Raw genomic sequence first — 12,700 nt, forward strand, 5'->3', positions numbered from 1 at the left:
CGTGCAGGAGTTTCTCGTCGAGATCACCACGACGATCCCCGACGACACCGCTCCATCCGAAGTGGATGCACGCCGCGCTGCGGAAGCGTTGCGCGCCACGGCACTTGCCTCTGCAGGGCGCCTGGTCCGGTTGTGGCGCCCGGTCGGTGAGCTGCGCAGTATCGGCGTATGGCGCGCCGACGACGAGGCCGACCTCCACACGAACGTGCTCGACACGCTGCCCCTGCGGCCGTGGATGAGTGTCGCTGTCACCGCGCTGCGGCCGCATCCGAACAATCCGGGCCAGTGGTGAGCGCGGTTTCTCCGCGGGCGCACGTCATCCAGGTAGCTGCGGCGTTGGCGGCGAGCATGGGCATCGGCCGATTCGTCTTCACTCCGATCCTGCCGTTAATGCACACCCAGGCCGGTCTGTCCTCCTCTCTCGGCGCCGCGCTGGCCACGGCGAACTACGTCGGATATCTGGTCGGGGCATTGGCGGGGATCCTCATTCCGGGAGGGGTGCGCTCGGCAACGGTGATGCGAATCTCGCTGGTCGTGCTCGTCGCGACCCTGGCGCTCATGCCCACCACACACGATGGATCGGCCTGGTTCGTCCTCAGACTCGTCGCCGGCATCGCGAGCGCACTGATCTTCATGATCGCCGTCAGCACCATGCTCTCCCGCCTGCGGGTGGACGCCCAGCACCTGGCCGGGTGGGCGTTTGGCGGGGTCGGAGCGGGCATCGCCCTCTCCGGTGTCCTCGTGTTCATCCTGCGTTCCGCCGGCAGTTGGCGCTCGGCCTGGTGGGCGGCCGCCGCCCTGGCGGTGGTCTGTGCCGTCGCAGCCTGGGCACTGGCACCGGAGCCGTCACCGACCGCCACGCCGTCCGGACCGGCAGCACATGGCCGCCCGCGGACCGGTCGCTGGTTCACGGCCGTGTTTGTCAGCTACTTCTTGGAAGGTATCGGCTACATCATCGCGGGCACGTTCCTCGTCGCCGCGATCGATCAAACCGCGGGCGGGTGGGTCGGCAGCGGTGCCTGGATTGTCGTGGGGCTGGCTGCGTTGCCGAGTTGCGCAGTGTGGGCGTGGCTGGGCCGTCGTTGGTCGCGGCCGATCCTCCTGCTGGTTGCCCTGCTTATCCAGGCGGTCGGCATCGCGCTGCCCGCCGTCGTCGCCGGTGTCGGCCCAGCGCTGATCTCCGCCTTCTTGTTCGGTGCCACATTCCTCGGGGTCGGGTCGATGACACTGGGTATCGGTGCGCATCTGCAGTTCCCACGCGCGGTGGCACTGCTGACCACTGGATACAGCGTCGGTCAGATTCTTGGCCCCCTCGTCGTCGCCCCGTTCCTGCACGACGGCTACCACCAGGCCCTGCTGGTCGGCGCCGCTATTGTCTTGGCCGCGGCCCTCGCCGCCGCAGCGCTGCGCTTCCGTTTTCCTCTCCACGTCGGTGTGATGCACGCACCACCGCACTCGAACATCCAACACGTGGAGACCCAACCTGACCGCAGTGTCGAGTGGGCTCGGTGCCCCGTTGTGCCTCCCGCACAGCAGCTTCGAGGAGAGGGAGTTCACCCCGAACGGCGTTCCAGTGCCGGCGTCTTTCATCCACGCAGCACCCTGAAGTAGGACGACATTCTCGTCCGCGATGCGCCGGAGGAGATCGGCGCTCCCGCGTGATGTCCTGGGAACAGTCGTTGTCGGCGGCGAACAGCCCGAAGCTGCGCCCTCCGCCGGGCTCGAGCGGCGGTTTCGATTTTGCCGTCGAAATGGTCGTTGTCCTCGAGCGGGTCGCCGTCGGGAAGTGTGATGCCGTTGCGTCGGCTTCGGCCCCGGATCGTGCAGGCATAGATGCGGAAGGCGTCGGCGTCGACGGCCACCGGGTTACAACTACTCATTGATCGACAAGACGTCATGACCTGGCCGGCCTTGCAGTCAGAGTTCAGATTTGGGCTGCCTGCGGCTTGCACCAGTCAGCTGGCCCGCCAACGGCGAGTCGACCAGCACTGCTGACTTCTGTCCAGAGATCAATCGGAATGGTCTCTGCGCAGCGACCATCCGTGTCGAGGATTCTGCCGTAGATTTTGACTGGTCGAATCCCTACCACCGCGTCGGACGTCATAGAGCAGATCGGACAACTCTCCCGAAGTGTCGGCGAGCTGGTGGACCGGGCCCACGCGAGCGATCTTGCCGCGGGACCGCACCACCCCCACCGAAGCCGCTGGCATATATTGACGCCACAGCCAGTTGCGGCGTCTGATCAGCTGGTGGGCAATTCCGGTCACCGTCAGCGTCTGTTGGCGCACTCGCCTCCGTCACCCGGTCGTGCGAGAGTGGCGCCCCCGTCGCCGAGATCACCGCCAAGACCGGGCTGACCCGGGTCGCACCCGACCAGCACCTCGTCGAACGAATCGGGCGGAAACACCCTGGTCGACACGCCCAGCGAGATGTGATCACGAAACCGCTGATCGCTCTCCAGCTTCACCAACCCCACCCCGTCTCCCCGCGTTCCGCGCCGGGAGCCGGGACGGGTCGCTCCATCTCCCCGCCAGGAAGCCGTTATAAATCAACAGCTTTCAAGACTGCTCTACACGGGACGGACCAGGCACCCCACGCGCCCGGCGCCGCCCGCGCCGGCACCCCGACACGTCTCCGGTACCCCCACATCACAAACCGGGGGACATGTCATCACACCAGGTCACAGCACCATCACATCCCGTAAAACCGACCCGTAACCCCCTAGCCTGGAAGGCATGGGAGAACCGACATCGGCGCAGAAACTCGACCCCCCATGGGTCGACGAGTTCGTCGAGCGCTGGGGCAACGCCTGGAACGCCCACGACCCCGCACAGCTTCTCGAACTGCTCACCGACGACATCGTCTACCACGACTCCGCCTGGCCCACGATCATGCGCGGCAAAACCGACGTACGCGAATTCCTCGACCACACCTGGCGCGCATTCCCCGACCTGACCTTCGAGCTGATCGCCGGCCCCCACATCGCCGGTGACGGCCCCCGCGCCGCCTACTGGTGGCAGGCCACCGCCACCCACCAGAGCCCCATCGACCCACCCGGCATCCCCGCCACCGGCACACACATCAAATTCGACGGCGTCGACATCCACGAATACCCCGACGGCAAAATCGCCACACTACGGATCATCTGCAACATGAACGACATCGCCATGCAGCTGGGCCTGCTCCCCGCACCCGGAAGCACCGCAGAAAAAATCCTGGTCGGCATGCACAAACTCAGATCCCGCCTCACCCGCTCCTGAGCCACCCCGCACCGGGACGTGTCATCCTCCCAGCACAGAACGTGTCACCAGGAGCACGGTCCTTACCGAGGTATCGAGCGGGCCGCGGGCACGACCTGCCCGAGTCGTTCACACAGAGACGGAGTGATCGCATGACCGACGTCGACCAACCGGCAGCCGGCGTGCGCCAGCAGCCCGGCACCCTGACCGACGTGCAGCTGCACCTCACCAACGCCGCCGCGGCGCTCCGGGACGTGATCGTGTGAGCACCCCCGCCGACCTCGACGAGCAGGTAACCCAGGTCCGGGACGCGCTGCACGCCCTACGCCGAACCCTCCTCGACCTCGAGCGCACCTACGCAGACCTCGACGCGCACACGCTCGACGTGAACGATCACGGCGACCCGACCACCGCACCGGAAGCATTGGAGAGCGCCGTCGACGCCCTCCGCGCCGCCCAGGACACACTCGGAATCGCCGATGCCGACCTCGACGTGGCGAAGCGGCACACCGCACGGTTGACAGAACGCCAATGACCGCCGCCGCCGGTGCCGACCGATCCACTCGCCGATAACAGCAAAATGCCGGCAGCAGGCCCGCTCGGAAACGCTTCGGAACTGACCTCAGGCACCACACCCACCTGGGCTGTTGCAAACTGCTACAGTGGTGTCGAGAGGAAGGTGCACGACATGGCAGCCACATCTCCGACTCGAATCGACAACGAGCTCTACGCATCGGCGAAACTGGTCGGTGGACGGATGAGTCGCAGCGCCGCGCAACAGATCGCGCACTGGGCGCGGATCGGCCGCGAGCTGGAGGCCTCTCACAGCGTTTCCTACCGCGACGTCGCCGACGTGCTGGACGGCCGACGCGACTACGACGAGCTCACCGACCGGGAACAGGCGGTCGTCCGCGCCGAATGGACCGAGCGCATCACCGAGCGCCGAGAAGGACTGAACCTGGCAGAACAGTTCGCCGACTCCGGCCGTTCCTACGTCGAGCTGGACCAACACGGGAACATCGTTCGGCACCCCGCACAAGAGGGCGGGTCGGCCGACGCTTGAGCCCCGATCCCGTCCTGCACGCCATCGCCGGACCGAACGGTGCCGGCAAGACCACGTTCTACGAACACGTACTCGGCCCTGTCACGCACCTGGACTTCGTCAACGCAGACGTCATCGCCGCCGCACGCTGGCCGAACGAGGCGGCAACCCACGCGTACGAAGCGGCCGCCCTTGCGGCCGAACAACGAGCACAGCGGATCGCCCAACGCCGATCGTTCGTCACCGAGACCGTGTTCTCCCACGAGTCGAAACTCGACCTGCTCCGCGCCGCCCAGCAGGCAGGATTCCACATAACCTTGCACGTGGTCCTGATCCCGGAGGAGTTAGCTGTCGCGCGCGTGGTCGACCGCGTGGCGAACGGAGGCCACCACGTACCCGAGGAGAAAATCCGGGCCCGGTTTGGGCGGTTGTGGCCCCTACTGCGGGCCGCGATCGCCGCCGCCGACCAAGCCTACGTATACGACAACACCACCACAGCCCACCCGTTTCGCCTGATCGCAACCTTCACCAACGGCAATCCGATCGACGACCCGACCTGGCCGTCCTGGACCCCGACCGCTCTCCGCACGGACAGCTAGCCTCCGGTGGGACCTGCACCGACGGGCACACCCGCCGCAACCAGATCGTCCGCGGTGAACCGGTCCGCCTCCCCTGCCCGGTCCCCGGTGCTCGACCAGGAATCGAAGTGTGCCCCGACGTAGGCGGCGTCGCCCAGATACGGGCGGCCGTAGTACCGGTTCAGCGCCGCGACCGCCGCAGCATCCAAGTCCATCGCAAGAGCGTGGGCAGCCGCAATGTCATACCCCGCACCCTCTCACCCCTCGGGCGCCGGCGCCCGAGAACCGAGCCGAAGTGGTCCCTACGCGCCCGGCCCGGGATCAGAGGCGGTGTCGGCCGCGGCGTTGACCTCCTCTGGCATAACCGGGCCTGAACTTTGCGCAACACCTGCAGCAGGTGGATTCCACATCGAATGGGAAGATCGGCGCGCGACTAACTCCCAAGACCGCGTTATCGAGTGTCGGCGGACATGAAAAACTGGATCTGGCGCAATTTTCGTGATTGCTATGGGGCGCTTAGCTATCCAGCGTGGATGACGCGTTTGCGGAGTAGGTCGAAGTTGGCTCGCCCGTACATCTGCCGTTTGAGCATCTTGATCCTGTTCACATGCCCCTCGACGGCGCCGGAACTGTGCGGCAGTGTCAGCCCCGCGGTAACGGCATCGAGATCACGGACCAGGCCCGCAGCAAACGACCGAAGTGCCGGTGACCCTTCTTGCCGGGCGCGGCCGATCCAGGCGTTCAGGTCCTGGCCGCGCCGATCAACCATGATCTCGGCGAAGTCCTGGACCAGTCGACCGGTGGTGGCGAGCGCGGGGCTGCGCGCCAGGAGCGCGTCGCGCCCGGCCCGGTCCTCGTCGGTGAGCCGGTCCGGTCGTCGGGTCAGCCACCCGGTGACCCGCCGGACGCTGGGCGCGGCCGGCCTCGAGGGCAGTGCGGTGTGGGCGGCGCGCAGTGGCTGCAGGAATCGGCGCACGGTCTTGGTGCTGCCGCGGTAGCCGAGTTCGGTGATCTCGCGCGTGAGGACTGCCGCGTCGACACACCCGCCGGCGACGCGTTCACGCAGGTAGGGTGCGTACTCGTCGAGCAGACTGCGGCCGGTCCGCGTAGTGGGCAGCAGGTCTTGGGCATCGGCGGTGCGGGCGAAGCGCCGGACCGTCTTACGGTCGAGTGGCAGTGTCCGGGAGATATACGAGATCGTTCTTCCCTGCGCGAGCAATTCGTGGACGGCGGCGTGGCGTTCCCGGGTTCGGGTGGCCAGGCGACCGTCAGCGATACCACTTTCGGTCGGGTCGGCAGTCGCGGAGGAGGGGTTGTCGATCGCGTCGTTGGTGCTCGTGGTTTCGGTGGGTGGGCGCAGGTCGGCGCGGTGGCGGATCACCGTCTTCTCCACCGCACCGGCGAGGTTGTGCCACAGGTGCCAGCGGTCGGCGACCTGGATCGCGTCCGGGGCACCGGTGCGGACGCCTTCCGCGTATGCCCCGGCCCGATCTCGGCAGACCACCTCGATCTCGGGATGGCCGCGCAGCCAGGTGGCGACGGTGCCGGCGGTGCGGTCGGGCAGCAGGTCGATCGGTGTTCGTGTCTTCATGTCCACCACGACGGTGCCGTAGACGTGGCCTCGGCGGAGTGCGAAGTCGTCGATACCGAGGACGGGCACCTCACCGATGGGTCGGTCGGGTATCGACCGCACTGCCCGCAGCAGGGTGTCCCGGCTGACGGCGACACCGAGTCGGCCGGAGAGTCGGGCGCCGGCCCGTCCTGCCGCGGCCAGGCCGATCGCTTCGATCATCGCTGTCCCCGCCGGTGTTCGTCGACTCCATCGCTCGGTCAACCCCGCGATCTGCTCGGCGAAAGTTCTTGCCCCGCAGTCAGTGGTGTCGCAGAAGAACCGGCGGGCCCGGACATCGATCAAGACCGGATGCCCACCGATCGCGGTGTCGGTCAACTGTCGGCGATACCGCGAATGCACACGAGTGGCCTCACCACCGCACCGCGGGCACCACGCTCGGTCACCTCGGGAACGGGCCTGAAGTCGGATCGTCGATCCGACTCGCCAAACACCGACAACATCGATACCTGCCAGATGCGGGAGCAGGACCCGCACACCGTCTTCAGCGCACCCGGAGAATCCTCACCCGACCTCGTCGATGCAGGTCAGCGACACGCCCAGCGGCTTCACGAAAATTGCGCCAGATCCGAAAAACTGCCCATGGGCGGTCACGAAAGCGCCCGGTAGTGGCCACGAAACTGCCCGCTGACGGATACGAGTTTCTGCCCACTGGCGGACACGAAACTGCCCACTCGGGTGTCTCAGCTGTACGACACGTTCGATTTTCTTCCCGATCGCCTCCCCGGATCGGGGCCTCTCCTCGGGTTCGCTCGACGGTGCTACCACGCCGAAACGCAGTCCTCGAGGAGAGGCCACTGTGAAGTCTGCCAAGGAAGCCATGGAAATTCTTGCCGCCTACGACCTGACGAAGTCGTATCGTGCCGCCGCCGCGTTGGCGGGGTGCTCGCATCACACCGTCGCCCGCCTCGTCGCCGAACGCGACAGCGCCGGTGGGCCGAGCATGCCGCGGGAGAGGAGACCGATGTTGATCGACGAATATCTACCGAAAATCGAAGAGTAGGTGGAACATTCGAAGGGCCGGGTTCGCGCCGACGTCGCCAATGACAAGCTGCTGGCCCTCGGATTCACCGGCACCGAACGCACTACCCGCCGTGCCGTGGCCCGGGTCAAGCGCGCCTACCGGCTCGGACACACCCGGGTGCACAGGCCGTGGATCACCGAACCCGGGCTCTGGTTGCAGTACGACTTCGGTGACGGCCCGGTCGTCGACGGCGCCAAGACGGTGCTGCTGTGTGCGTGGCTGGCCTGGTGCCGGCACCGGGTGGTGATCCCGTTGCGGGACCGCACCGCCCCCTCCGTCTACGCGGGCCTGGACCGGATCTTCCGGCAGGTCGGTGGTGTCCCGACGTATCTGCTCACCGACAACGAGAAGATGGTCACCACCGAACACATCGCCTCGGTCGCCGTCCGCAACCCTGGCGTGGTCTCGTTCGCCCGGCACTACCCGTTGACTGAACAACGACACGCGTTTGCCCAGGTTGACGGGCTGGGACGGGATCGCTCGGTAATGTCCGGATTGTGAACGAAGACGAGGAGCGGCCACGGGATCTGGCGGCGCTGGCGGTGCCGTTGGTCGGTTCGCTGGAGGAGACCGGTGACCCGTGGTTGCCGTTCCGACTGATCGATCCGTCCGGGGCGGCGGTGGAGGCGGTGTCGGCCTACTTCCGTGATCTGCAGGCGGCCGACCGATCCGAGGCAACGATCCGCTCCTATGGCATGGATCTGCTGCGGTGGTTCCGGTTCCTGTGGGCGATCGAGGTTTCGTGGAACCGGGCGACGCGGGCCCAGGCCCGCGATTTCTGCCGCTGGATGCTTGTGGCGGGCAAGCCGTCTCGCCCGCATTGGCGCAGACCGCAGGAGGTGCCTGACCCGTCGTCGAGTCGGGATGCTTACGCGCCGTCGGTGCGTGCGCACTCGGAGACGGTGCTGCGCGGATTCTACGAGTTTCACCTGGATGCGGGCAGCGGACCGCTGGTGAATCCGTTCCCGCTGGACCGGTCGCGGCGGGGCCGACGAGCGCACGCCCATCACAATCCGATGGAGCCGCACCGCAACGAGCGGACGGGTAGGTATCGACCGGTGGTGCCCGACCGGATTCCCCGCAGCGTCTCGGACGCGGAGTTCAACGAGATCTTCGCCCGGCTTCCCTCGAACAGGGATCGGGCATTGGTCGCCTTCTACGTTTCCACCGGTGCGCGGGCCTCGGAGCTGTTGTCGGTCACGCAAGGCGGTGTCGACCCCGGCCGGCAGCTGATCACGGTGATCCGCAAGGGCAGCCGGGAGGCGCAGGAGCTGCCGGCGTCCACCGATGCGTTCGTGTGGCTGCGGCTCTACCAGGTGGAGATGGCCGGCCTGACACTCAAGGGGCGGCGGCAGCCGCTGTGGTGGACGTCTCGAACCCCGGTGCGTCCGTTGACTTATCATGCGGTGCACCGCATGTTCGAGCGGGCGGTCGACGCAGCGGGAAGCACGGTCACCTTGCACGCGCTGCGTCACACCGCCGCCTATCGGATGGCCGAGGACCCCGAACTGCCGCTGACCGATGTGCAGTTCGTCCTCGGGCACGCGCTGCTGACGACGACCCAGCGCTATCTGACGCCCCGCAAGCAAGACGTGATCCGGCGGATTCTGGCTCACCACGCGCAGCAGAACCGGAAGGCGGCCGAGCGGGCGGCCCCGCCACCCGCTCCTGGCTATCGGCCGGAGACACTGCAAGTGTTGTTCGGCGGCGCCGGATGACCACCATGAGCGTCGAAGAACCCCGGGATGTTTCGGCTGGGCGGACGGCAGCCGGCCCGTCGGCCCGGCTGCGCCCGTCGGCCCGGCCCCCAGCGGCGGACTGGCCGACGATCCGACAGGATCGTGACGCCGTCTGGGCGCGGCTGACGCGTGCGCCGTTCGCGCCGGACAGGCCCGGCAAGCGACACCCGAACGCCTACAAGACCGAGGTGGGCCTGCTGCTGGACTGGTTGGCAGAGCAGCCGGGCCGAACCTGGCAGGACCGGTGGCGGGCGAGCGGCGCCGACGCCGACGGTCGGTCCTGGCGGCATATCCCGATTGCATGGCTGCGCGATCACGGCCACCCTGCCGGTTGGCTGCACGACTGCTTCTTTCGGGCGCTATATACGGCGGTGGCCGCCGACCTCATCCGGCCGTCGTTGACATGGCTGGTCACCGCCAGCTTCCGGGGCGGATCTCTGGTCAACGTCCTGGCTCAGTGCCGTGATGCTGAGGGGTTCGCGCGGCTGCGAGCGCTATGCTCGGCCGATCCGGACGTGTCCCCGGCGGCGGCGACTCGCACCGCCTACCGCGCCGCACTGATACTCGCCGCCAAGGGCGGCACCCTGGCCGATGTCACCACCGGCGATGTCCTCGAGCTGCTCGAGGCAGAGGCCGACGCCCGCGGAACCTCGGTCGGTGCCACCCACCTGTTCTACCGGACCCTGCGCACTATGGGGGTCTTCGCGGAGAACGCACCGGCGACGCTGAGGGAGCTGCGCACTGCCGGGCAGCGCACGCCGGAGGAGATGATCGACCGCTACGGGCTGGCCTGCCGTCCGATCCGGGATCTGCTGGTCGATTACCTGCGCGAACGCCAGCCTGTTCTGGACTACACCAGCCTGCACTCACTCGCCGGCTATCTCGGTGGCCTGTTCTGGGCCGACCTCGAGCGTCACCATCCGGGCATCGACAGCCTCCACCTGTCCGCGGCGGTCGCCGACGCCTGGAAGCAACGGCTGCGCACCGTCCCCAAGACGATCCGGACACCCGACGGGAAGAAGGTGCAGACCACCGCCGCGCGGATCAACTACCGCGAATGCCTGACCCCGGTCCGAGCGTTCTATCTCGACCTGGCCCACTGGGCCGTCGAGGACCCGGCCCGCTGGGGACCGTGGGTCGCCCCGTGTCCGGTCGGGAGCGAGGAGATCAACAGGCGAAAAGACAAGCGTCACCGCAAGTCCCGCATGGACGCCCGGACCCGGGAGCGGCTGCCCGTCCTGCCGGTCCTGGTCCGCAGCGTTGACCAGCGACGCAAGGACGCCGCGGCGATACTCGACGAGGCCCGCCGAACCCAGCCCGGCGAGGCCTTCACCGCCGCCGGGCAGACGCTGATCCGCCTCGCCCCGACACGCTCGGCGGCCGCCAAGATCTGGGCGCAGGATTCGGCGAACGGCGAACGCCGGGACCTCGGCCGGGAGGAAGAGCACGCGTTCTGGACGTTCGCCGCCGTGGAAGTGCTGCGGGCCACCGGCATCCGCATCGAGGAACTCTCCGAACTGTCCCACCACAGCCTGGTCCAATACCGGCTTCCCACCACCGGAGAGGTGGTGCCGCTGCTGCAGATCGCCCCGTCCAAGACCGACACCGAACGACTGCTGGTGGTCAGCCCCGAACTCGCCGACGTGCTCTCCGCGATCATCTGCCGGGTCCGCGGCACCACCGGCGCGGTCCCGCTCGTCTGCGCCTACGACGACAGGGAACGCGCCTGGTCGCCGCCACTGCCGCTGCTGTTCCAGCGCCGCTACGGCTACGAACACCGAGCGATCAGCGCCAGCACCATTCGTGACATGCTCACCGCGGCTCTCGCCCACACCGGCCTGGACGACCCCACTACCGGTGACCCAATCCGGTTCACTCCCCACGATTTTCGAAGGATGTTCATCACCGACGCCATCCTCAACGGGCTGCCACCACACATCGCCCAGATTATCGCAGGCCACCGCGACATCAACGTCACCCTCGGCTACAAGGCGGTCTATCCCGACGAGGCCATCCAATCCCACCTGGCCTTCCTCGCCCGGCGGCGGGCACTGCGCCCCACCGACGAATACCGCGTCCCCACCGACAAGGAATGGCAGGAATTCCTCGGTCACTTCGAGCGACGCAAGGTCTCCATCGGAACCTGCGGCCGGGCCTTCGGATCGGCGTGCATTCACGAGCACGCCTGCGTCAGATGTTCACTGCTCTGGCCCGATCCCGACCAAAGACCCCGCCTGGCCGAGATCCGCGACAACCTCGCCGCCCGGATCACCGAAGCCAACCGCGAAGGCTGGCTCGGCGAAGTCGAAGGACTCCAAGTCAGCCTCGCCGCCGCCGAAGACAAACTCGCCCAAATCGACAAACGCACCCTCAACACCGGGACCGTCGAACTCGGAAACCCGACCCTCCCCAAGGATTCCTGACTCAGGGCGAGACGGCCAACTAGCCGTCCCCGTCAAGTTCAGAGAATACGGCCTGGTCGTCAAGACCTGCCTGCCCGCCGACCCGGCCACCAAGGGCGGGGTGGAGAACACCGTCAAACTCGCCAAGGCCGACCTGGTGCCCACCGACCACAATCTCGCCGCCCAGTACGACAGTTTCGACGACCTCGAGGCCGCCTGCACGCAGTTCTGCCACCAGGTCAACACCCGCATCCACCGCACCACCCGCCGCATCCCGGCGGAGATGCTCGCCGAAGAACGGCTTCACCTGCACCCGGTCCCGGCCGCCCCGCACACCGCGACCTGGGGTGTGACCCGCACGGTCCCGGACAACACACCGATGGTGTCCTTCGAGAACGGCCAGTACTCGGTGCCGCACACCCTGCGCGGGCAGACGGTGTGGGTCCGCGCGCACGGCGCCGGTGTCTCCGAGCGGATCGTCTTCGTCCACCACGGCGAGGGTGGCCCGGTCGAGGTCGCCCGTCACCGGCGGGCCCGCCCCGGCTCCCCGCAGATCTGCGACGAGCACTTCCCGCCGCCTCCTGCCGGGGTCCTCGACCGTCACCCGATCCCACGGACCGACGCCGAACGCGCCTTCTGCGACATCGGTGCCGGTGCCCGGCTGTGGTTGTGTGAGGCCGCCGAGGCCGGCACCGGGAAGATCCGCGTGAAGATGGGCAACGCGGTCACCCTGGCCAAGCTGCTCGGCGCCGAACGGGTCGACTGGGCGCTCGGACACGCCGCCGCCTACGGCCGCTTCGCCGAAGGCGACCTGATGGCGATCCTCGACGCCCACCCCACCGGCGCCGCCTCGGACACCACCCACCGCGCCGACGAATCGCGGTCCCTGGCCCAGGGCACCGCCGGGTGGGCCCGGTTCGGCGCTGCCCCGATCCTGACCGAACTCGCCGACCCCGACGGCACCGGCGACACCGAACCCTAACGCCGACCACACGCAGGGCTATCTAAATCCACTGCGCTGCAACAGCATCAGAACGTCATGCAAA

At 67.7% G+C, this 12,700-nt stretch carries 10 protein-coding genes and 2 pseudogenes; 10 read left to right on the top strand and 2 right to left on the bottom strand.

The window, feature by feature from the left end; genetic code table 11:
* Nucleotide 1: 1 nt before the first annotated feature.
* The 6 genes from JWS14_RS49830 (at nucleotide 2) to JWS14_RS00775 (ending at nucleotide 4,880) form a co-directional block, all read left to right on the top strand.
* Nucleotides 2-292, top strand: a complete 291-nt coding sequence (locus JWS14_RS49830) for a muconolactone Delta-isomerase family protein (protein ID WP_241031202.1) — start codon at nucleotides 2-4, stop codon at nucleotides 290-292.
* Nucleotides 286-1,611 (top strand): YbfB/YjiJ family MFS transporter, encoded by a 1,326-nt coding sequence (locus tag JWS14_RS00755; RefSeq protein ID WP_241031203.1) that lies wholly within the window; start codon nucleotides 286-288, stop codon nucleotides 1,609-1,611. Before JWS14_RS49830 ends, JWS14_RS00755 begins: the two co-directional genes overlap by 7 nt.
* A 1,124-nt stretch (nucleotides 1,612-2,735) precedes the next feature.
* On the top strand, nucleotides 2,736-3,260 hold the full coding sequence (locus tag JWS14_RS00760; protein WP_206012277.1) for an ester cyclase: 525 nt from the start codon (nucleotides 2,736-2,738) through the stop codon (nucleotides 3,258-3,260).
* A 241-nt stretch (nucleotides 3,261-3,501) separates the two neighbouring features.
* Nucleotides 3,502-3,774: a hypothetical protein gene (locus JWS14_RS00765; protein ID WP_206012278.1), complete on the top strand. Its 273-nt coding sequence runs from the start codon at nucleotides 3,502-3,504 to the stop codon at nucleotides 3,772-3,774.
* Nucleotides 3,775-3,927: 153 nt separating this feature from the next.
* Nucleotides 3,928-4,302: a TA system antitoxin ParD family protein gene (locus tag JWS14_RS00770; RefSeq protein WP_072947474.1), complete on the top strand. Its 375-nt coding sequence runs from the start codon at nucleotides 3,928-3,930 to the stop codon at nucleotides 4,300-4,302.
* Entirely contained in the window at nucleotides 4,299-4,880 is a 582-nt protein-coding gene (locus tag JWS14_RS00775) for an ATPase (protein ID WP_072947475.1), read from the top strand. Before JWS14_RS00770 ends, JWS14_RS00775 begins: the two co-directional genes overlap by 4 nt.
* Here JWS14_RS00775 and JWS14_RS00780 read toward each other — a convergent pair.
* Both JWS14_RS00780 and JWS14_RS00785 read right to left on the bottom strand, forming a co-directional pair.
* Nucleotides 4,877-5,074 carry a DUF6308 family protein gene (locus tag JWS14_RS00780; protein ID WP_241031204.1) on the bottom strand — a complete coding sequence of 66 codons (198 nt, stop codon included), beginning with the start codon at nucleotides 5,072-5,074 and terminating at the stop codon, nucleotides 4,877-4,879. The two genes, JWS14_RS00775 and JWS14_RS00780, sit on opposite strands and share 4 nt — an antisense overlap.
* 305 nt (nucleotides 5,075-5,379) lie before the next feature.
* Nucleotides 5,380-6,966, bottom strand: a complete 1,587-nt coding sequence (locus tag JWS14_RS00785; protein WP_206012279.1) for an ISL3 family transposase — start codon at nucleotides 6,964-6,966, stop codon at nucleotides 5,380-5,382.
* A gap of 322 nt (nucleotides 6,967-7,288) precedes the next feature.
* Here JWS14_RS00785 and JWS14_RS00790 point away from each other — a divergent pair.
* The 4 genes and pseudogenes from JWS14_RS00790 to JWS14_RS00805 all read left to right on the top strand — a co-directional run.
* A pseudogene (locus JWS14_RS00790) lies at nucleotides 7,289-7,936 on the top strand (transposase); the annotation flags it as partial.
* A 74-nt stretch (nucleotides 7,937-8,010) separates the two neighbouring features.
* On the top strand, nucleotides 8,011-9,231 hold the full coding sequence (locus JWS14_RS00795; protein WP_011600104.1) for a tyrosine-type recombinase/integrase: 1,221 nt from the start codon (nucleotides 8,011-8,013) through the stop codon (nucleotides 9,229-9,231).
* Between the two features lie 5 nt (nucleotides 9,232-9,236).
* Nucleotides 9,237-11,675 (top strand): site-specific integrase, encoded by a 2,439-nt coding sequence (locus JWS14_RS00800; RefSeq protein ID WP_241031205.1) that lies wholly within the window; start codon nucleotides 9,237-9,239, stop codon nucleotides 11,673-11,675.
* A 40-nt stretch (nucleotides 11,676-11,715) separates the two neighbouring features.
* Nucleotides 11,716-12,636: pseudogene (locus tag JWS14_RS00805) on the top strand (Mu transposase domain-containing protein); the annotation flags it as partial.
* Between the last annotated feature and the right edge of the window lie 64 nt (nucleotides 12,637-12,700).

The organism is Rhodococcus koreensis, from assembly GCF_017068375.1.
Classification (GTDB): domain Bacteria; phylum Actinomycetota; class Actinomycetes; order Mycobacteriales; family Mycobacteriaceae; genus Rhodococcus_F; species Rhodococcus_F koreensis.

Excerpts from the sequence above, each read along its gene's own strand:
- JWS14_RS00770 (WP_072947474.1), top strand. The coding sequence starts at position 3,928 with ATGGCAGCCACATCTCCGACTCGAATCGACAACGAGCTCTACGCATCG.
- JWS14_RS00800 (WP_241031205.1), top strand. The coding sequence starts at position 9,237 with ATGAGCGTCGAAGAACCCCGGGATGTTTCGGCTGGGCGGACGGCAGCC.
- JWS14_RS00780 (WP_241031204.1), bottom strand. The coding sequence starts at position 5,074 with ATGGACTTGGATGCTGCGGCGGTCGCGGCGCTGAACCGGTACTACGGC.
- JWS14_RS00760 (WP_206012277.1), top strand. The coding sequence starts at position 2,736 with ATGGGAGAACCGACATCGGCGCAGAAACTCGACCCCCCATGGGTCGAC.